Origin of the sequence: Anaerococcus nagyae, from assembly GCF_040364225.1 — a bacterium.
GTDB classification, from domain to species: domain Bacteria; phylum Bacillota; class Clostridia; order Tissierellales; family Peptoniphilaceae; genus Anaerococcus; species Anaerococcus nagyae.
On sequence record NZ_AP031484.1, the window covers coordinates 215,513 to 236,058 of the forward strand.

At 30.0% G+C, this 20,546-nt stretch carries 18 protein-coding genes; 17 read left to right on the forward strand and 1 reads right to left on the reverse strand.

The features are described 5' to 3' along the window. Nucleotides 1–2 precede the first annotated feature (2 nt). The 12 genes from ABXG81_RS00960 to ugpC all read left to right on the forward strand — a co-directional run bounded on the left by ABXG81_RS00960 (nt 3) and on the right by ugpC (nt 14,844). Nucleotides 3–1,070 carry an ABC transporter ATP-binding protein gene (locus ABXG81_RS00960; protein ID WP_316116399.1) on the forward strand — a complete coding sequence of 356 codons (1,068 nt, stop codon included), beginning with the start codon at nt 3–5 and terminating at the stop codon, nt 1,068–1,070. Then, a complete protein-coding gene (locus ABXG81_RS00965) occupies nt 1,070–1,954 on the forward strand; it encodes a sugar ABC transporter permease (RefSeq protein ID WP_288223269.1) in 885 nt (294 codons plus the stop codon). Before ABXG81_RS00960 ends, ABXG81_RS00965 begins: the two co-directional genes overlap by 1 nt. An 8-nt stretch (nt 1,955–1,962) precedes the next feature. Further along, nucleotides 1,963–2,781, forward strand: coding sequence for a carbohydrate ABC transporter permease (locus ABXG81_RS00970; RefSeq protein WP_117522160.1), 819 nt, complete (start codon nt 1,963–1,965; stop codon nt 2,779–2,781). 62 nt (nt 2,782–2,843) lie between these two features. Beyond that, entirely contained in the window at nt 2,844–4,196 is a 1,353-nt protein-coding gene (locus ABXG81_RS00975) for an ABC transporter substrate-binding protein (protein ID WP_353528909.1), read from the forward strand. 213 nt (nt 4,197–4,409) lie between these two features. After that, nucleotides 4,410–4,871, forward strand: coding sequence for a CtsR family transcriptional regulator (locus tag ABXG81_RS00980; protein WP_117522158.1), 462 nt, complete (start codon nt 4,410–4,412; stop codon nt 4,869–4,871). 2 nt (nt 4,872–4,873) lie between these two features. Continuing rightward, nucleotides 4,874–5,452, forward strand: a complete 579-nt coding sequence (locus ABXG81_RS00985) for a UvrB/UvrC motif-containing protein (RefSeq protein ID WP_117522157.1) — start codon at nt 4,874–4,876, stop codon at nt 5,450–5,452. Next, a complete protein-coding gene (locus ABXG81_RS00990) occupies nt 5,449–6,435 on the forward strand; it encodes an ATP--guanido phosphotransferase (protein ID WP_353528910.1) in 987 nt (328 codons plus the stop codon). The genes ABXG81_RS00985 and ABXG81_RS00990 overlap by 4 nt, the downstream gene beginning before the upstream one ends. Continuing rightward, the gene (locus ABXG81_RS00995) at nt 6,417–8,849 is read left to right on the forward strand and encodes an ATP-dependent Clp protease ATP-binding subunit (protein WP_353528911.1); all 2,433 of its coding nucleotides are present in this window, start codon (nt 6,417–6,419) and stop codon (nt 8,847–8,849) included. Before ABXG81_RS00990 ends, ABXG81_RS00995 begins: the two co-directional genes overlap by 19 nt. Before the next feature lie 206 nt (nt 8,850–9,055). Next, a complete protein-coding gene (locus ABXG81_RS01000; RefSeq protein WP_353528912.1) occupies nt 9,056–10,375 on the forward strand; it encodes a sugar ABC transporter substrate-binding protein in 1,320 nt (439 codons plus the stop codon). Between the two features lie 457 nt (nt 10,376–10,832). Then, a complete protein-coding gene (locus ABXG81_RS01005; protein ID WP_353528913.1) occupies nt 10,833–12,851 on the forward strand; it encodes an ABC transporter permease subunit in 2,019 nt (672 codons plus the stop codon). A gap of 1 nt (nt 12,852) precedes the next feature. After that, entirely contained in the window at nt 12,853–13,749 is an 897-nt protein-coding gene (locus tag ABXG81_RS01010) for a sugar ABC transporter permease (RefSeq protein ID WP_353528914.1), read from the forward strand. Between the two features lie 9 nt (nt 13,750–13,758). Then, nucleotides 13,759–14,844, forward strand: a complete 1,086-nt coding sequence (gene ugpC, locus ABXG81_RS01015) for a sn-glycerol-3-phosphate ABC transporter ATP-binding protein UgpC (RefSeq protein WP_353528915.1) — start codon at nt 13,759–13,761, stop codon at nt 14,842–14,844. Nucleotides 14,845–14,884: 40 nt separating this feature from the next. Here ugpC and ABXG81_RS01020 read toward each other — a convergent pair whose 3' ends face one another. Then, nucleotides 14,885–15,367 (reverse strand): methylated-DNA--[protein]-cysteine S-methyltransferase, encoded by a 483-nt coding sequence (locus tag ABXG81_RS01020; protein WP_353528916.1) that lies wholly within the window; start codon nt 15,365–15,367, stop codon nt 14,885–14,887. Nucleotides 15,368–16,028: 661 nt separating this feature from the next. On the opposite strand from ABXG81_RS01020, the gene ABXG81_RS01025 reads away from it, so the two are divergent. The 5 genes from ABXG81_RS01025 to ABXG81_RS01045 are packed head-to-tail and all read left to right on the forward strand — an operon-like array spanning nt 16,029 to nt 20,468. After that, on the forward strand, nt 16,029–16,628 hold the full coding sequence (locus ABXG81_RS01025; protein WP_316110954.1) for a CPBP family intramembrane glutamic endopeptidase: 600 nt from the start codon (nt 16,029–16,031) through the stop codon (nt 16,626–16,628). 21 nt (nt 16,629–16,649) lie between these two features. After that, on the forward strand, nt 16,650–17,123 hold the full coding sequence (locus tag ABXG81_RS01030) for an Msa family membrane protein (RefSeq protein WP_353528917.1): 474 nt from the start codon (nt 16,650–16,652) through the stop codon (nt 17,121–17,123). Next, the gene (locus ABXG81_RS01035; RefSeq protein WP_353528918.1) at nt 17,095–17,964 is read left to right on the forward strand and encodes an ABC transporter ATP-binding protein; all 870 of its coding nucleotides are present in this window, start codon (nt 17,095–17,097) and stop codon (nt 17,962–17,964) included. Before ABXG81_RS01030 ends, ABXG81_RS01035 begins: the two co-directional genes overlap by 29 nt. A gap of 10 nt (nt 17,965–17,974) precedes the next feature. Then, entirely contained in the window at nt 17,975–18,733 is a 759-nt protein-coding gene (locus ABXG81_RS01040) for a hypothetical protein (protein ID WP_353528919.1), read from the forward strand. A 1-nt stretch (nt 18,734) separates the two neighbouring features. Further along, nucleotides 18,735–20,468 carry an ABC transporter ATP-binding protein gene (locus ABXG81_RS01045; protein ID WP_353528920.1) on the forward strand — a complete coding sequence of 578 codons (1,734 nt, stop codon included), beginning with the start codon at nt 18,735–18,737 and terminating at the stop codon, nt 20,466–20,468. The last annotated feature ends 78 nt before the right edge of the window (nt 20,469–20,546 follow it).

Genomic DNA, 20,546 nt, shown 5'->3' on the forward strand with positions numbered 1-20,546 from the left:
TTATGATTGAAATTAAAGATTTAAATAAAATTTATGAAAATGGCTATGAAGCCCTTAAGGATATAGATCTAAAAATCCCTGATGGAGCTCTTGTAACCCTATTGGGACCATCTGGGTGTGGGAAATCCACGGTTCTTAACATTATAGCAGGTATTCTAGATCCCACTCATGGAGATATCTTGTTTGATGATAAGTCTGTAATAAATCTTCATCCTAAAGATAGAAATATAGGTATGGTTTTTCAAAATTATGCTTTATACCCTCATATGACAGTACTTGAAAATATAACTTTTCCTTTGACTGTAGGAGATAATAAGATTAAAAGATCTGAAGCCAATAAGGTTGCTCAAAGGTATATGGATCTAACATATATTACAGATTATAAAGATAAAAAACCAAATCAATTATCTGGTGGTCAACAACAAAGAGTTGCTATAGCTCGAGCTCTTGTTCAAAATCCGAAGATACTACTGATGGATGAGCCTTTAAGCAATTTGGATGCCAGACTTCGATTGTCTATACGTGAAGAAATTAGAGATATTGTAAAAGATGTAGGAGTTACAACTATTTTTGTAACTCACGATCAAGAAGAAGCACTTTCGATTTCTGATTATATAGCTTTAATAGATGATGGGGTTATACAGCAATATGATATACCTCAAAATTTGTATCTTGAGCCTGCTAATTTATTTGTGGCAAAATTTATAGGTAATCCTATTATAAATATTTATGAAATGAGAAAAATAGAGAATTCTTTAGTAAGTGATGATTTTTCTATAAGCTTGGATGACTTTGATAAAAATAGATTTAAAGAAATATTAGATAAAGATAAGTATCTTATAGGAATCAGACCAGAACATTTTAAGTTAGCTGATAGCGGAATAATTGTTAGAGTAGAAAATATCGAAATGATAGGTAGGTATATGATTTTGCACTTTACTTTAGATGGTGTAGCCTCAAGAGTTATAGCTGATAGTAAGCTTAAAATAAATAAGAATGATAAAGTAGCGCTTACTATAGATTATTCATCAATATATCTTTTTGAAGAAGATGGAAAGAGAGTTTACTGATGAAAGAAAAATCCAATTATAAAGCTGAGAATTCACCGAGAGCTTGGCTTTATCTTTTACCTGCTTTAATATTTATAGGTGTTTTTACAATATATCCACTTTTTAGAACTTTTTATATGTCGATGCAGTCAAATAGTATACTAAATCCGACTTTTGTAGGACTTCAAAATTTTTCTGCTGTAATTAATGATGCACAGTTTAGACTTGCTATGAAAAATACTTTTATTTATGCTGTTACAGTAGTACCTTTATCACTTATAATCTCTATGCTTATAGCTCTAATACTATACGATAAGGTAAAGGGATCAGAAATTTTTGAGACTATATTTTTTATACCCTATCTTACATCTGTGATTGCTATAGGTATTGTATTTAGATATCTATTCCATGGTAAATATGGATTTTTGAATTACTTTTTGGGACTATTTCATATAGGACCTTTTGATTTTTTAAATGACAGGAACTATAATATGCCCGCTTTGATTATCTTTGGTATTTGGAATGCCTTGGCTTTTAACATTATAGTTATTTTGTCTGGCCTTAAGGGGATTGATAAAAACTACTATAGGGTGGCTGAAACTTTTGGAGCAAGCAAGTGGGAACAATTTATAAAGATTACTCTTCCAGAGCTTTCACAAATTATAACATTTTTGTTTTTGACAAGCTTTATTTCTGCCTTTAAGGTTTATAATGAAGTCTTTGCCTTATTTAATGGAAAGGCTGGTGTAGGTAATAACCTTGTAACAGCTGTTTTCTATATTTACAATAAATTTTATGTAGAGTATAGGTACGGACATGCTATGGCAGCAGCGGTTTTACTTTTCTTGATGCTTTTAGTTTTGACTTTCTTACAAAGAAAGATAATAGAAAGGATAAGTAAATAGGAGGTATTATGAATAAATTTTTAAAGGTTCTAGGGTATATTTTTATAATATTAATGGCAGCTATAACCCTGTTTCCGTTTATATATATGATTTCATCATCGCTTATGAGTTTTCAAGAAGTTACAAGTATACCACCTAAATTTTTACCAAAGACCGTTCAATTTACAAATTATAAAGATGCTTTGAAAGTTGCACCTTTTGGCAGATATTTCCTTAATACTATTTTTGTCACTTTGATTAATACTTTAGGGACATTAATAACTACAACTCTTGCTGCATTTGCACTAAATTTTTTAAAATTTAAGCATAAAAAGGCTATAGAAAATATTTTGTTAGCCTTACTTATGATCCCATTTGAAATCATAGTCTTTACTAATTTTAGAACTATAGCAAAGCTTTCACTCTTGGATACTTATTTGGCATTGATATTACCTTTTATGGCAAGTGTATTTTATATAATTTATCTAAGACAATTCTTAAGGTCTATACCTATGGATTACTATAATGCAGCAAAAGTAGATGGAGCTAGTGATTTTGAGTTTATAAGTCGTGTTATGATTCCTTTATCAAAGTCTACGTTATTTACTATAGGGTTATTAAATTTTATAACAGGATGGAATTCTTTCTTGTGGCCTTTACTTGTGACAAATAGTAAAAATATGAGGATGATAAGTAACGGTTTATCAGCCTTTGCTACAGAAGCAGGATCGTATATTCACTTGCAAATGGCTGCAAGCACTATAACAATTCTACCAATTTTAGTATTATACTTTATATTTAGAAAGCAAATTCTTAAGGGAGTTTCTTATGGAGGAATTAAGGGTTAAATCGTTTTTTATGGGGTATATAAATACAGTAATGATAAATGTATATTTTATAAGGAGAGGTTATGAACAAGAAAGTCTATTCGTTACTTACAACTTTAATGTTATCTTTAGCTGTTTTAGTAGGTTGTAGCAATCAAGATGTCAATACAGATAAAAAAACTGATACAGCTACAAATGATGCTAAAGTAGAAGAAAAGGCAGATGATACTAAGGATAAAAGCAAAGAAGATAAAGATAAGAAAGAAGAATCTAAAAATGATAGTGAAGATGAGAAAGCTGAAATAACTTTCTGGCATGCTATGGGTGGTGGTCAAGGCGAGGCTTTAGAAAGCCTTGTAGCAGATTTTGAAAAAGAACATCCAAATATCAAAGTTAATCTACAAAATCAAGGTAATTATGGAGATTTGAATCAAATTCTAGTTGCAACAATGCAGTCTCCAAGTGATTTGCCAACAATTACCCAAGCCTATCCTGACTGGATGTTGCAATTTGAAGATGCAAACCTAGTAACAGATCTTACGGATATGGTTAAAGGAGAAGATGGAATAGAAGATTATGATGACATACTTCCTGGAGTAAGAGAAGAAATCGAACAAGATGGTAAAATTATGGGCTTACCATTTAACAAGTCTACAGAAGTTTTATGGTACAACAAAACTTTATTTGATGAATTAGGTTTAGAAGTTCCTAAAACTTATGATGAACTTAAAGAAGTGTCAAAGAAAATTTATGAAGAAAAAAATATTCCAGGAGTAGGGTTTGATTCTCTACCAAACTTCTATGCAACATATCTTCATAATAAGGGATTGGAAATGGACAAAGACCTTGATATAACATCTCCTGAGTCAGTTGAAGCTGTAAATTACTATCTAGATGGTATTAAAGATGGATACTTTAGAATAGCAGGAACAGATCAATATATGTCAGGTCCGTTTGCAAATGAACAAGTAGGAGCATATATAGGATCCAATGCTGGTGAGGTTTACGTAAAAGATGGTGTAGAAGATAAATTTGAATATGCTGCAGCTCCATATCCAGCAGAAAGTGCGGTACAACAAGGAACAAATATCTACATGTTTGATAATGCAGATGACGCTCAAAAGAAAGCAGCATTTGAGTTCTTAAAATATTTAACAAGTAAAGAAGCACAAATCAAGTTTGCCCTAGATACAGGATACATGCCTGCAAGAACAAGTGCCTTAGAAGATAGTAAATATAAAGATTCTGATTCATCTATAGCTCCGATACTTGCTGATGCGACAAAGAACTTATATTCAAGACCATTAGCACCAGGAAGCCAACAAGCATATAATGATATAGGATCTACTTTAGAACAAATTCTATCAAATTCAGATAGTGATGTAGAGAGTGAGTTAAAAGCTTTTGAAACACAATATAAGTCAGATTTTGAATAAAATTAATTTAGCCAGAAGAGTATGTGTTCTTCTGGCTTTTACATTATCTTATTACTTGAAAATTCATACTATAAAAGTACAATTTATATAGAATCAATGGATTCTTATTTTTTTAAAACCAAAGGTCAGAGATAGTCAAAAAGTCAAACTTTTTCTTGACCTTTAATATAATAATTGTAAAGTAAGAAGAAACTTCAGAAAGCTGGTGAGTTTATGGCAGGTCTTACATCAGATATAGAAAGATTTCTAAAGGCTATGCTTGAGGAATCTACTGATGGGATGCTTGAAATTGGACGAAATGATTTGGCCATGCAATTTGATTGTGCGCCAAGTCAAATAAACTATGTTCTCTCAACTAGATTTACCCCTCATAACGGGTATCTAATAGAAAGCAAGCGAGGTGGTAATGGTTTTATAAAAATCATTACTATAGTAGAAGAAGATAATTACTTATCTTATTTAGTAAAAAATTTAAACAAACAGATGACTGAAGCAAATGCTGATAGTTTGTTTGTTGACTTATATAATAGAAAATACTTTACTAAGGATGAATTTTTGATGGCAAAGTATGCTACAAGCGATAAGGCTTTGGTAGAAGTAGATAGTAAATTTCGCAATAGGGTACGATCTGACATTATAAAAAATATCATCTTAAGTGTTTTAGCAAGGAGTTAATTATGAAGTGTGAAAGATGTGGCAAAGAAGCAACAGTTAGCGTCAAAGCCATAGTGAATGGCTATGAGCATGATTTCTATCTATGTAATGAGTGTATGACTTATTATACTGATATGAATGCTCAAAGTAGTGATAGTGAATTTCATAACCTTAATTTTAATAAATCAAATTTAGAAAATTTGATCCAAAAATTTGTGCCATCCTTGGATGATATGATTGATGGATATTACGAATATAAGTTCAATCAAAACAACCATCCATATAACTATATGGAAGGGCTTAATCAAAAAACTTGTCCTAATTGTGGTAACCTTGAATCTAATATTAAATCAGGAATTTTTGGATGTGAAGAGTGCTATAAACTTAGCGAAAAGCTAACCCCAAAAGTTCTTAGAACTTATAATAATTATGATAAATACACGGGTATGCTACCTAAAAAAGATCGTGAGTTTAAAGAAGTGGCTTTAGAAATTAAAGATCTTCAAGAAAAACTGCAACAATCTGTAGATACAGAAGATTATGAGCAGGCAGCTTCTTTAAAGGAAAGAATAGATGATTTAAATATGAAGGTGAAAAATTGATAGAATATGCAAAAGATATAATTCTAAATTCTAACCTCTCTTTAAGACGTAATCTAAAGGATGTTGATTTTCCTACTACAATGACCTATGAGGATAGCGAAAGAGTGATAGAAAGAATCAAGAAAATATATCCGGATGAAGTTACTTTACTAAGTGAGATTGATGAAATTACTTTAAACAAACTTATAAATGACATGGTCTTATCAGAAGATTGTGATAGTAAGCTAGCTCAAATAGCTATTGTTATCAAGGATGATTATATTCTGACAATTAATGATCGTGACCACATAGCTATAAATATAAAAAACTTTGATTTAGATGTTAAAAAAGCTTATAAAAAAGCTTATGAAGTAGAAAGAGAGATGGATGAACTTCTAGATTTTTCTTTTATGGCAGAATATGGATACCTAACAAGTGATGCTAGAAATGCAGGTGCAGGTCTTGAAATTAGACTAAAGATGTTTTTGTTTGGATTAGTAAATGCAGAAGAATCTTATTATGGTTTCAAACAAGGACTTATGAGTCACGGTATGTATGCTCAAAGATATGTTCCAAAATATTATGACAAATATGTAGACGACATATATCTTGTAAAAAACTTTGGTAATTATAGAGATAACATGGATGATTATGTAGATGGTTTTGCAGTCAATATAGATTCTTTGGTAAGAAATGAGAGAAGATTTAGAAGAGATTATCAAATTTTAAATAATATTTCAGATGAAGATATATTAGAAGAAATAAATATTAGTTTAAATACTTTAAATAGTGAAAATCTAAAGAGCCTCAATACTATAGCTAGCCAGTTATATAGGCTTAAAAAGTATAATAAACTAGGCTTTAATACTGACTTAACTAGTAATGAGCTAGACTATTTGATATTTAACTTAACCAAAAATAAGTATAAGGGTAAAAAAGACCCTGATAGAGCTGAGTTTCTTAACTCATATATGAAGGAGAGACAATGGAAGCTAACAGATTAAATAAATTAACCCAACAAGCAAGACGCGAGTCATACTCTCTAAACCATGATTATATAGGTAGTGAGCACTTGCTCCTTGCTCTAATGAAGACAGGTTCTGTAGCGACAAAGGCGCTAGAAGCGGCTGGAGCAAATTATGATTTGCTTCGCCAAGTAGTTATAAATAATATAGGTCAAGGTCAAGCAGTACGTCCAGCAACAGAATATAGCAAAAAGGTAAGGCAAATTTTTGAACTTGCAAGGCTTAATGCATCAAGACATGGTCAAGTATCAGCAGGAGAAGAAAATGTTCTGTTTGCAATACTTGCAGACGAGGACTCTCTAACTAATATAATGTTCCTCTTATCAGGGGTAGAAAAAGAAACTGTAAAGAGGAATCTCAAGGAACTTTTAACAGGTCAAGTTGAAAGTTCAATAAATGAGAGAGAATTATCTGAAAACATCACTAAATATTCTAGAGACCTCAATAAAGAAGCAGAGGATGGAAAAATTGATCCAGTAATAGGTAGAGATGAGGAAATTGAAAGAGTCATCCAAATCCTAATGCGTAGAACTAAAAATAATCCTATTCTAATTGGTGAACCTGGAGTTGGTAAGACAGCTATTTCCGAGGGACTTGCCCAAAGAATAGTAGAAGGTGAAGTTCCAAGAATTATAGAAGATAAGACAATTCTAAGTTTAGATTTAGCAAGCATGTTAGCAGGTACAAAATATCGTGGTGATTTTGAAGATAGACTTAAGAAGTTATTTGATGAACTATCAAAGCATGATGATGTAGTTTTATTTATAGATGAATTTCATATGGTACTTGGAGCAGGAGCTGCAGAAGGATCGATGGATGCTGCAAATATTTTAAAACCTATTCTTGCCAAAGGGGATATACAAATTATAGGCGCTACAACAATAGAAGAATACAGAAAATATATTGAAAAAGATAGCGCTCTGACCCGCCGTATGCAACCAATCCAAGTGGAAGAACCATCATTAGCCGATACTCGTAAAATAATCTATGGAGTTAAGGACAAATACGAAACTCACCATGGTGTAGAAATCACTGATGAAGCTATAAATGCAGCAGTCGAACTTACTGATAGATATATAAACGATAGGTTTTTACCAGATAAGGCTATAGATGTAATAGATGAGGCGATGAGTAAGATAAGGATAAAATCTTATCAAGAAGAAGAACAAGATATAAATCCTGAAGATAAGATTAGAGAATTAACAATTCAAAAAGAAGAAGCTGTAAGAGATCAAGATTTTGAAAAGGCAGCAGAGCTTAGAGATAAGATAAACCAAACTCAATTTGAAATAGAAGCTGAAATAGAAAAGCAAAATAAGGATAAAGCAAATCTTTTTATAGATTACGATGATATAGCCAGTATAGTTGCCTCTTGGTCAAAAGTTCCAGTTACAAAACTTACAGAAGATGAAAAGGAAAAATATGCAAATATTGATCATGAACTAGAAGGGACAGTAATAGGTCAAGATGAAGCTATAAAATCAGTAGCGCATGCTATAAAAAGAGCTAGAGTAGGATTAAAAGATCCAGCAAAACCAATAGGTTCCTTTATATTTGTAGGACCAACTGGTGTAGGAAAGACCTATCTAGCAAAATCATTAGCAGAAAATATTTTTGGATCAGAAGAACACTTAATTCGTATGGATATGAGTGAATATATGGAAAAATTTGCCGTATCTCGTCTAGTAGGTTCACCTCCAGGTTATGTAGGATATGAAGAAGGTGGACAGCTTACAGAAGAAGTTAGGAATCACCCTTATTCTGTAATTCTATTTGATGAGATTGAAAAAGCTCACCCGGATATTTTCAATTTACTTCTTCAAATCCTGGATGATGGAAGGCTTACAGATGGACAAGGTCGCACAGTAGACTTTAAAAATACAATAATTATTATGACAAGTAATGTAGGCGTATCAAGTCTTAATGAAAAGCAAACCATAGGTTTTGAAACAGGTGACATAGAAGAGAAGAGTAAAGATAGAACTCGTGAGATTATAGAACGTGAAGTGAAAAATGCCTTTGCACCAGAGTTTCTAAATAGACTAGATGAAGTTATTATGTTTAACCCTCTTAGTGAAGAAAATATAGAAGAGATTACCAAGCTAATGTTAGATAAGACTCGTCAAAGATTAAATAACATAGATATTGATATAGAGTACGATCAAGATGTCATAAAGCTTCTAGCAAAAGGCGGCTTTAATGAAGAATATGGAGCAAGACCACTTGAACGTCATATAACCAAGATGATAGAAGATAGACTTGCAGAAGATATCCTAGATAATAAGCTAGACCGCGATGCAGTTATTAAACTAACTGTAAAAGATGAAAAATTAGAATTTGAAAACGTAGCAGAGGACAAAAAAGAATCTCTAGCCACTGAATCTATAGAATAATCCTAAAAAATAAAGCTACTCATAAACCACCCTTAAGATGGTTAGGGCATAGACAAAGTTGATTTTATATTTTATCAACAGTTTAGCCAACCAAGGGGTGGTTTTTTTATATCTAGAGATACTAATATTGACAAATATTTAATAATTTATTATAATAAGGGAGTAATAAACGTTTTCATATGCGTTTATAAGCAAGGAGGAATTAAATGAAGAATGTTTTTAAAGGGCTAGCAGCTCTATCATTAGCTTTTGTTTTATCTGCTTGTGGTGCAGGTAAAAAAGATTCATCAAATGAGAGCAAAGATGCAGCTGATGTAAGTGCTAAGTTAACAGTACAAGTTGAAGAAGCTTGGCTACCACATTATGAACAAGCTGCAAATAGGGTTAAAGAAAAATATCCAAATGCAGATATAGAATTTAAGAAAGTATCTGCTTTTGATCATCTTGATATATTAGACTCGACAGATGCAACTAATGAAGATGTAGCTGATTTATTTGCTATACCAGCAGATAGGCTTTATGTGCTTCATGGAAATGATGTATTGGGTGCTATTGATTCTAAGAAACTTCAAGAAGAAATTGGTGGATGGGATAATTTTGATGAAGGTATAGGTGGGAATTTTAATATAGATGGAGAATATTTTGCCTTTCCTTATAATATAGAATCCTTAGTAACTTATGTAAACACAGCTAATGCAGAGGATAAAGGCATTGATATAGAAAAACCAATAGAGATTAATGATATAAAAGATCCAGAGACTGTACTATTCCCATTATTTGATGCTTGGTATGGTGTAGCGGCTACTAATTCTTCAGAAATTGAACTTTTAAAACAAGAAGATGATGATACTTTATATACTGATATGACAAAAGATTGGAAAGATCTAGAGCCAGAAAAGAAAGCTACTATCAAGGGAATATTTAATTACTGGAAAAAACACTATGATGCAGGTACACCTTTATTTGATGCTGATGCAGGTTGGGCTTATATAGATGATAAGTTTAAGACAGGTAATGGTGGTGTTGCACGTTTAGGTGGACCATGGGATGCTGATCCTATTTCTAAACAAGCAGGTGAAGGCAATTTAAAAGTATATCCAATAAATCATTTGACATTAAATGGTAAACCACTTGCTCACTGGCAAGGTGGATGGGGGCTTGCTATTAACTCTAGAATAGAAGAAGATAGTGACAAAGTAGCTATAGCAGATGAGATGATTAAAGAGATTGTTAACCCAGAATATGCAGTGGATTTATTTAAGTCAACTGGCAAGATCCTTGAAAATGTAGATGCAGAAACTTATAAGGATTCTGATTTACCAGATGAGGATAAAGAAATTATTAGTGCTACTATAGAGTCATACAATAATTCTCCAAGAAGACCGTTATTTAAAGAATGGACAGACGTTTGGGATACTTATAAAAATGCTATTCTTTCATGGAACTCAGTAGCACCTAAAGATGAACAAAAGGCTTATAATGAACTAAAGGCATCATTTGAATCAATGATGGAAAATTTTAACTAAAAGGATATTTAAAAAGGTCAAGCAATTGACCTTTTATGTTTTATATGAATAAGAATAGAGAAAATCAAGAATTTTTAATGAAAATCCTCATAGTATCAGCTTTGATAATATTATTTTCATCTTTGGAGGCTATGTTTTTTGCTAAGGATATCAATTTCTTTAACAATTTTAAATATGCTAATGGGATAAGCTCTTACGATCAATATTTAAATTATATTTTATTTAATTTATTTTTGAGCACGATTAACCCTATAATCATATCCATATATACATTTTTTACTATAAATAAAAGAGGTGTTAACAACATTTATAGGATGTTTTTTGGATTTTCTACTTTCCTTTCGCTTATAAATGTTGTAATGCAATTTAGAATAAAATCTATTTTTTATTATTTAGTCATTATCCTACATATAATCTTATTTTATTTTATAATAACAAAAGAAAGGACCTAGGAATTATGAAATATGAAAAATACCTAGTAGACGATCGAGCTAACCTACATCCTAGGAAAAACCAATATATAATCGATCAAATTGAAGGGAAGACAGATGTAAGTAAGTCTAGTCATCCTTATAATATTAAGCTTAATGAATATAAGAAAGAGGAAAAGAAACTCTTAAATATTAAAAAAAGGGAGGCTTCCATAATATCAAAAAAGGAAGCTCATTCAAAAGATTTTAAAGATTTAGCGGCAAAATATTATCTGGCTCAATCCATGTTAGATTTTTATGAATCTAATTCAGATTTGACTTATGATGCTGAGCTTAAAGCTAAAGAAGCTAATATTTATATAAATGAAATACCAGACATTATAGACCATGATTTATATCTAAAAAGTCAACTTACTGAAAAAAGTAATAAGCTTCATTTATTGACAGAAGAGGATATAAGAATTGCTAATGAAAAAATAGATGAAGATAAGAAAGCTTTAAAGGGAAAATATGATAAAGATTTAGGACTTTTAAAAGAAAGTTATAGTAAAAAACTTATTTCTAAAAAAGCTTATAAGTCTGAAAAGCAGAAGCTTAAAAAGAGCTTTGAAGATAATAATAAGGCTATAGAATTCCAAAATCCCAAAGTTTCTCTAGAAGAAGAAATTAAGAGTCTAAAGTATAAGATTAAGCAGGATCTAAAGGAAGAAAGGAAAATCTTAGCTAGTGATTTAGCTGAAGCTCGTCGCAGAACTCCTATAGAAACTGAGAAAACAAGCGCATGGAGATCTATTGTAGGACTTCCACTCCCAGGACTAGGTCAGCTTTTAAATGGCCAATGGCAAAAGTCTCTATGGTTTTTCTTAGGAAGTTTATTCATATACTTAATTGCAATTCCTTATGCCTTAGGCTTTGGTAATTATCAAGGTCAAGGTATAGCTGGACTTATAAATCTTGCAGAAGGTGGTGCCAGACTTGATAGGTCAATCCTATTTATGATTGAGGGAATTATTGCCTTAGTATTTATATTAATAGCAATATTTATATATATTAAGTCTTTTAAGGATACCCGCAATGTCGAGAAAGCTGAGATGGCAGGAATTAGACCAAACAATTGGTTTGAAACTCGTAAATTTATGAGAACAGATGGATTTCCATATCTTATAACTACTCCAGCTTTAATACTAATAGTGTTTATAGTAATAGTACCTATTGTTACAGCAATATTGATCTCTTTTACTGATATGAATCCTCAAAATCAAAATAAATTTCACTGGGCAGGTCTTTCTAATTATATAACAATTGCTAAAGGTCAAGGTATAGCAGGTAAGGCTTTCTGGAAGATATTTGGATGGACATTAGTATGGACTTTGGCAGCATCAACACTTGCTATTGTTCTAGGATTTATATTTGCTCTTCTTGTAAATAATGAAAGAATAAAGGGAAAGAAATTTTTTAGGACAGTATACCTACTCCCTTGGGCAGTTCCTGCATTTATAACTATTATGTTCTTTTCTATTATGACTAGTCGTGGAGGGGTATTGTCTAATGCTTTTTCTTCGCTATTTAATACGAGCTTAGATATAAAGAATAACACCTACCAGACAAGATTATCTTTGATTTTAATACAAGGATGGCTAGGTCATTCATATATATTCTTACTAACAACAGGAGTGCTTCAAGCAATACCTAAAGACTTATATGAAGCTGCAAGTATAGATGGAGCAAGTGGAATAAGAAGAACATTTAAAATTACCATACCTTTGGTACTATTCCAGATAGCTCCAATGCTTATTAATCAATACACATTTAACTTTAATAACTTCTCCATTATTTACCTTTACAATCAGGGTGGACCGTTTAATCCTAAAGTTTACGGAAATTTAGCTGGATCATCAGATATCCTTATATCTTATATCTATAAGCTAACAATGGAAAGTCAATATCAGGCGATAGGTGCCGCTATAACAGTATTTATATCAATAATATTAATTATTATATCTTACTTAGGTTATAGAAAATCTTCCGCTTTTAAGGAGTATTAATATGCTAAGAAGAAAAAATAAAGAAAATGACCTATATTTATCAGACTTGCAACCCTTATCAACTGGTGGGAAGATAGCCTTATTCTTAACATACTTACTACTTATAGTATGGGCAGCTATAATACTTATTCCACTTATAATAATGACTATAAGTAGTTTTAATGGAAATCAAGGCCAATATATTTCTATGGCAGGTGATTTTCAGTTTAGTCTAGATAACTTTAGATATTTATTTGAGCGAACTTATTTTTTAAGATGGGTTTTAAATACACTAAGAATAGCTGTTATAACTACGATCTTAACTTTGATATTTGTATCATTTACAGGATATGCCTATTCTAGATTTAGATTTAAGGGAAAGAGGGCAAGCCTTATAGCTATAATGCTAGTGCAAATTATCCCAGCTTTTGCAGGGATCACAGCCTACTATGCAATACATTCTATAGTAAATGGTATAATTCCTATTTTTTCTAGATCTGCAATGCTTATTTTAATCTATTCTGGTGGATCGATAGCTACAAATACCTTTATACTAAAAGGATATCTAGATAGCATAAGTCCAGAGTTAGATGAAGCAGCTCGTATAGATGGATGTTCAAATTTTGAGGTTTATAGGTTGATAATTATGCCTTTGGCTAGACCTATGCTTGCAATAATTGCATTGCAATGCTTTATAGGACCATTTTTAGATTACTTAATGCCAAAGATACTGTTGACTAATCCTATGGATTATACACTAGCAACAGGACTATTTACTTTGATTAATGATATGAGAACGATGAATCAGCCAGCATTTGCAGCAGGTGGATTCTTATCTGCAGTACCAGTTATGATATTATTCCTTATATTACAAGATGAGCTAGTATCAGGACTTTCAAGTGGTGCTGTTAAGGGTTAGGAGATTTAGATGAGAGTAAAATTAGACAATATAGGGAAAAAGTATGAAGGTCGTGAAAATTTCACTATAAGAAATATAGATTTAGATATAGAGGATAAAGATTTTTGTGTTATTCTTGGACCATCCGGATGTGGTAAATCGACTCTAATAAGGATGATAGCAGGTCTTAACTCTATTACAGAAGGAACTTTATACTTTGATGATAAGATAATGAATAAGGTAGAGCCTAAGGATCGTGATATAGCCATGGTTTTTCAATCATACGCCCTATATCCACATATGACAGTTTATGAAAATATGGCCTTTTCACTTAATATGAAAAATGAAAGCAAAAAATTAATTGATGAGAGAGTTAAAAATGCTGCAAAAATCTTACAGCTTGAGGATTATCTCTATAATAGACCATCAGATATATCAGGTGGGCAAAGACAAAGAGTTGCCCTAGGTCGTGCCATAGTACGTAATCCAGCAGTATTTTTAATGGATGAGCCTTTATCAAATCTTGATGCTAAGCTACGTGAGTCTATGAGAGTGGAGATTGTAAGGCTTCATAACCAATTAAATACCACAAGTATTTATGTAACCCATGATCAGACAGAAGCTATGACAATGGCAACAAAGATAGTTTTATTAGATAAGGGGATAGTACAACAAGTAGGAGCTCCTACAGATTTTTATAGGAAGCCCAACAATCTATTTGTTGCAGGCTTCATAGGTTCTCCGACTATGAATATTATCGAAGGAAAAATCACTGATGGAATATTTGTAAGTAATACAGGGGAGATTAAAATTAGACCTTCAGATAAAGATAGTAAGCTTATAAGAAATTATGAAGGTAAAAAAGTTTATTTAGGAATTAGATCAGAAAGATTTATAGCTGAGAAAAGAGATTATAATACCCTAAGTGCAAGCATTGATGTAATTGAAATGCTAGGAAAGGAACAATTGCTTTATACAAAATTAAATGATGGAACCAATATAGTGATAAGTCAACCAGGTTACTTTGATTACAATATAGGTGAAAAACACTACTTTACCCTAGATCCAGAAGCTCTGCACTTTTTTGATGGAGATACTACTGAGAGAATAAATTAATATAAAGAGCTCTTACTAGATGACAAAATATTTTAGTTTATCATCTAGTAGGAGTCTTTTCTATAGCAAGTAGTTTTTTCTTTAAATCTAGCCCGTAAGCATACCCGTGTAGTTTACCATCAGATCCTATTACCCTATGGCAAGGTATTATTATCATAATAGGATTTTTTCCAATTGCACTTGCAACTGCTCTAATGGCTTTGGGTTTACCTATGGATTTCGCTATTTCCTTGTAGGTTTTGGTATCTCCATAGGGGATATTTTTAAGCTCATTCCATACTGTCATCTGAAACTTTGTTCCTTTAGGCTCAATATTATTATAAAATGAAAAATTCTCTCTTTTAGAATTCAAGTATTCTATTATTTCATGATTAATACTATCTGAAAACAAAGACTTTTCATCGTATTTACCAAATCTGTCTACTTTCTCAATTTTATAAATCTTTTCCTTAGAGTATGTCAATTTTAAAATTCCAATGCTATGTAAATAATAAGATGTTTTCATAATAGTATTATAATCCATCTTATTATAATTTCATTTGTAAAGTTTTTGTAAAAATTTATATGGAGTATATTTTTAGAAAAATTTATACCTTAAAATATTTATTTTTGTAAGAATATAGTAAAATTTTTGTAAGTTTATTAGAAAAATTAAAAACGTTGAATGTTAGTCATACTTATATTAATTTAAAATATAAGACAAAATAAATATTAAAAACTGTATTATATTTTTAATAAAAGCTTAATAAAATATTTACATAAATCATATAAATATTGAATTTGTAATATTTATGTAAGTTCATTGACTATAATTTTAGATTTATTATAATAAAAGTGTAATTAGAATAGCTAATTATTAAAAATAAAAAAGGAGGTGTATTATGAATTTCTTAAGAAGATTACTTAACAAAAAAGAAGTTAACCTTGGTATTGTATCATTTGGTTACAAAGGAGAAAAATGGCATTGGTAATAAGATTATTCTCTAAAATTTTAAAATAAATGTTTATTAAATATTTAATATAATAAATACATATTAGTGAATGGACTTATAGTCAATAGATAGTAATTATAGAAGTTGGAAAAGTGCAGAAAGGAGTTCCTTTCTGCGCTTATTTTAAATATACCCTTTGTAGAATATATTTCATATTGTACAATTACAGCATTAAATTGGTATAGGTGAATTATGAAAGAAGTTGAAGTGGATTCAAAAAAAATTGAATTAGTTTTTATGTCTTTAGCACTTATTGCTATAGCAGGAATTAGCTATGTTATGTCTGGTTTTTTAACTATTATTAGTTCTAATGAAAATAATCTTACTCTCATGTCTACAATTTGGTTAAGTTTGTCAATGATTATTTTTTTTATATTCTTGCCTTTATCCTTGTCTAAGAGAATATACGGCATTGATATTAATGATTTTAATATCAATTATAGGAATTATTTAATCTATATTATAGTCGGCTTTGTATTATTCAAATTAGTATTTAAGGTAGATGGTGTAAATATTTTTAGAAATATGATTGTGGCAAGTAGTGAAGAGTTTTTGTTTAGATTCGTTATATATGAAATTTTAAAAAAAGGATTTGATAAAAAACAGGCTATAATTATAGGATCATTGTTATTTTCACTAATTCTTCACCTTAATGTTAATATATTTATAAATATTGTTAGTAAATTTCCAATGTCTATAATTTTATATTTACTATATGATAAATTTGGATATGAAAATGCTTTCGCCCTCCATTGGATAAATAATACACTTGTTGATTTTTTTAATTTTTAAGCAAGTAGAAAGAGGTTAATTATGGAAAATATAACAAAAAATACATATATAAAGGCTATTATTTTAAATTGCCTAGTTTTTTTAATATTAGGAATATTTTTAGATAAGATGAGTTTAGCATTTGTTCTTATAATGCTAGTAATTCCTTTAATAATAAATGCTGTTCTTATAAAAAAAGAGTTTGATGCAACTCATATAGTTAATAAGTATCATTATCTTTTACCATTAATAAGTTTTTTAACTTATATAATATTTGGAAATATAGTAAAAAATAATGGAAAATGGGATGTTTTTAAAAATGCTTATAGCAAGGATGTAGGACAAATGTCAGTAAAAATTGCTAATAGTCCTGTTGATGTTTCTCAGCTTATTTTTTCTTTGATAATGTATATTGCAATAGGATATCTTTTAACGAAAATAATGACATCAACCAACAAAAACTCTAAAAATAAAGTAAGGAATAAGAATGCTTCTAGAAGTAAATCATTTGAGTAAAAAGTATAAGACTAATGACTTTTATTCTTTAGATGACGTGAGTTTTGGGCTTGAAAAAGGAGAAATATTAGGGCTGATCGGTAGAAATGGAGCTGGTAAATCCACTCTCTTAAAGCTGATTTCCAAATCTATTAAACCTACTAATGGGGATGTATTATACTTAGGTGAAAGTTTATATGATAAGGATAATAGACTGGATGATTTTGGAATTCTTATAGAAACTGTATTTTATCCAGATCTGACTGTAGTGGAAAATTTGGATTTTTATTTAGATATCCATAATAAAACTCAATACAAAGAGAATATTGAGCCTACTTTAGAATTGTTAGATTTGTGGAAGAGAAAGGATGATTATCCATCTAGATTTTCCTATGGTATGAAGCAAAGACTAGCTTTATCAATGGCCCTTGTTGCTGAGCCTGAAATTTTACTTTTAGATGAGCCGTTTGTAGGACTTGATCCAACTGGTGTTAATAAACTAATAAATATATTAAAAGAATGGTCTGAAGATAGAAAAGTGTCTATGATAGTATCTAGCCATCAATTAGGAGAATTGGAAACCTTATGTAATAGATTCATATATATTAACCAAGGTAAGTTGAGTCAATCTTTTAATAACGAAAAAAATAAAAAACTTATAATAAAGCTAAAGAAATCTAAGCAAATAAAAGATCTTGATGATAGTGCTATTAAGATTTTGGATGAAGGCAAAGCTTTAGAAATAGATAAATCGATAAATATTGACAAACTAAATTGCTTATTAGCAGATCTTGCTTCTTCTAATTGTATTTTAGATATTTCAGAAAAAGCCGATGATATAAATAGGTACTTTGAAAGTTAGGAGGTATTTTATGAACAATTTAACTATGCCTGTTTTTAAAACTGCTTATAAGAGGAAACCAGCTAAAATATTTATGGCTTTTGGATTTTTTCCATTAGTATTGATGATTATTTCACTTTTACCTACTAATTTTATGCAGATTGGGGGTATGGATGATTCAATGAGTTTTATGGATTTTTTTGATTTAAGTCAAAGTATAGTTTTCGATACTGTGTTGCCCTTGGTTGCTTTGATATATTTGGTTATTTATTCTATCAATCAGGAAATCGAAAAAGGAACTTTATACTTATTTAAGGATATAGATAGAAGTAAAGTAATTGATGCAAAAATTGAGTCTGTTATTTTAGTTTATATAGTATTTTCAATTATTACTTTTTTTTCAGCTTTAATAGCTTATTATTTGCACTTTAAAAATTTAAGTTATGGATCAGGAGAATTTATTGCTAGCAATATAACAGATAGGAAAATCATGTGGGTTTCTCTTGTTGGGAAATTATATATATATATAATTACTATAGTTATAGCTGTTTTTTTATCAATTAGATTTAATAATAGTGTTACTTTAGTAGTTACTTTATTTTTTGCACTTTTTAGTAGTATATCCAATAAGTTGGGGTTATCAAAATACTTTTTCCCTAATTCATATTTTAATCTATACTCACAATTTGGTTTTGGAAAATGTATGCTATTGATGACACTGCTTTTGGCAATATATCTAGGTATATTTTGGACTTTGAGTAGGAAATATTTTAGGAAGCTTGAATTTTAATATGAAAAGAGATCAAACTGTTTATAATTTGCTAAAAGAAAGCATACCTCATTCAAAGCTAATTTTAGGAATAATTTTTAGTGCTTTAGGTTCTTTTTTAACCTTGATGATACCTCAGATAATTGGCCAACTAGCAAGTAGTGAAGCTATTGAGTATCTTATGGACCATAAGTATATAATAGGTCTGATTTTACTTTTTATACTAGTCCTATATATTATAAAAACAGTTGCTACATATTTTTTAGGTACAGTCGGAGCAACGGCAATAGAGAATGTACAAAAAACATTTTCTTCTCATGTTATAGCCTTACCAATTTCAGTAATAGAAAGATATCAGCCAGCAAATTTATCTAGTAGATTAACAAATGACATAGTTGTAATTTCAAAAATTGCATCTGTAATAATACCAGATATAATAATTAACTCTGTTATAGTTATTGGAGCTTTGATCTTTTTATTTAAGATAAATCTTAAACTAACATTATTTGTTCTTTTAATTGTTCCGATTTTTTTGCTAGTAAATTTACCTGTAAATAAAAAGTTAGAAAATATATACAGAAATCAACAAAAACTTTTAGGAGATATAAGTGGTAATTTTACTCAATCAATAAATAATATTAAGCTTATAAAATCTTTCAATGCCCAAGAAGATGAAAAGAAAAGGCACTTTTCTTATTTTAATGCTTTATCTAATAATATGAAGAGAATGGTTTTGGTAGGTGCAAGCTTAAGTTCTTTATCTGCAGCGCTGATAGTTTACCATTTGACCTTTTTAGTTATATATCTATCATTTACTTATTATAAAGGCGGACTAAATATTTCGGATTTAATAATATTCTTTATGTATGTTGTCCAAGTCATATCACCAATACTTCAGTTATTAAATGATTTTACAGAGTTATTTGAAGCAAGAGGTGCTATCTCAAGACTTAGTGAGATTTTGGATCTTAATACAGAAGATGATGGTATTTATAAAGATCATGTTACAAACATGAATTCATCTATTGTATTCGAAAATGTAAGCTTTTCTTATGGAGAGTCTAGTATACTCAATAATCTTAATTTTATTATTAATAATAAAGAATTTGTTTCAATAGTCGGTCCAAGTGGATCTGGGAAATCAACTATTTTATCACTAATATATAAATTCTATGGTAGTTATGAAGGCAAAATTATGGTCGGAGGATACGATTTAGAGGATATTTCTCCATATGATTTGAGGAATAATGTATCTTTTATTTTACAAAATAATTTGGTGTTTTCTGATACTATAAGAAATAATCTTAAATATGGGAAAAATAGGGATCTGGATGATGATATTTTAAGAGAATATACATATTTAACAACGATAGATAAGTTTATAGATAAATATCAAGGTCTTGATACAGTAATTGGAGAAGAAGGCATCTTACTTTCAGAAGGGCAAAAGCAAAAAATTAATGTAGCAAGAAATTTATTATCTGAACCTAAGATATTGCTATTAGATGAACCAAGTTCTAGCCTTGATGTTGTGAGTGAATCAGTTATTAATGATATATTAGTTTCTTTTAAAGATAAGATGACAATAGTGGTAGTGGCTCATAAAATAAAAACAGTTATGAATTCTGATAAAATAATAGTTTTAAATTCTTTAGGATCTATTGAAGCTATAGGCACACATGAGTTTTTAATAAAAAATAGTCCTACTTATAAACAATTTTATAATATGAGTTTAATTCAAAAAAAAGAATTTTAAAAAGCATAAATTTAGAAATTTCTATAATAGAATAAATATTTTTATTACTAGTTTATAAGTTTTACTTATTGTAATTAT

What these genes read in the sequence shown, in the direction of transcription:
- ABXG81_RS00960 (WP_316116399.1), top strand. Translation starts at nt 3, where the DNA reads ATGATTGAAATTAAAGATTTAAATAAAATTTATGAAAATGGCTATGAA.
- ABXG81_RS00965 (WP_288223269.1), top strand. Translation starts at nt 1,070, where the DNA reads ATGAAAGAAAAATCCAATTATAAAGCTGAGAATTCACCGAGAGCTTGG.
- ABXG81_RS00970 (WP_117522160.1), top strand. Translation starts at nt 1,963, where the DNA reads ATGAATAAATTTTTAAAGGTTCTAGGGTATATTTTTATAATATTAATG.
- ABXG81_RS00975 (WP_353528909.1), top strand. Translation starts at nt 2,844, where the DNA reads ATGAACAAGAAAGTCTATTCGTTACTTACAACTTTAATGTTATCTTTA.
- ABXG81_RS00980 (WP_117522158.1), top strand. Translation starts at nt 4,410, where the DNA reads ATGGCAGGTCTTACATCAGATATAGAAAGATTTCTAAAGGCTATGCTT.
- ABXG81_RS00985 (WP_117522157.1), top strand. Translation starts at nt 4,874, where the DNA reads ATGAAGTGTGAAAGATGTGGCAAAGAAGCAACAGTTAGCGTCAAAGCC.
- ABXG81_RS00995 (WP_353528911.1), top strand. Translation starts at nt 6,417, where the DNA reads ATGGAAGCTAACAGATTAAATAAATTAACCCAACAAGCAAGACGCGAG.
- ABXG81_RS01000 (WP_353528912.1), top strand. Translation starts at nt 9,056, where the DNA reads ATGAAGAATGTTTTTAAAGGGCTAGCAGCTCTATCATTAGCTTTTGTT.
- ABXG81_RS01005 (WP_353528913.1), top strand. Translation starts at nt 10,833, where the DNA reads ATGAAATATGAAAAATACCTAGTAGACGATCGAGCTAACCTACATCCT.
- ABXG81_RS01010 (WP_353528914.1), top strand. Translation starts at nt 12,853, where the DNA reads ATGCTAAGAAGAAAAAATAAAGAAAATGACCTATATTTATCAGACTTG.
- ugpC (WP_353528915.1), top strand. Translation starts at nt 13,759, where the DNA reads ATGAGAGTAAAATTAGACAATATAGGGAAAAAGTATGAAGGTCGTGAA.
- ABXG81_RS01020 (WP_353528916.1), bottom strand. Translation starts at nt 15,367, where the DNA reads ATGGATTATAATACTATTATGAAAACATCTTATTATTTACATAGCATT.
- ABXG81_RS01025 (WP_316110954.1), top strand. Translation starts at nt 16,029, where the DNA reads ATGAAAGAAGTTGAAGTGGATTCAAAAAAAATTGAATTAGTTTTTATG.
- ABXG81_RS01030 (WP_353528917.1), top strand. Translation starts at nt 16,650, where the DNA reads ATGGAAAATATAACAAAAAATACATATATAAAGGCTATTATTTTAAAT.
- ABXG81_RS01035 (WP_353528918.1), top strand. Translation starts at nt 17,095, where the DNA reads ATGCTTCTAGAAGTAAATCATTTGAGTAAAAAGTATAAGACTAATGAC.
- ABXG81_RS01040 (WP_353528919.1), top strand. Translation starts at nt 17,975, where the DNA reads ATGAACAATTTAACTATGCCTGTTTTTAAAACTGCTTATAAGAGGAAA.
- ABXG81_RS01045 (WP_353528920.1), top strand. Translation starts at nt 18,735, where the DNA reads ATGAAAAGAGATCAAACTGTTTATAATTTGCTAAAAGAAAGCATACCT.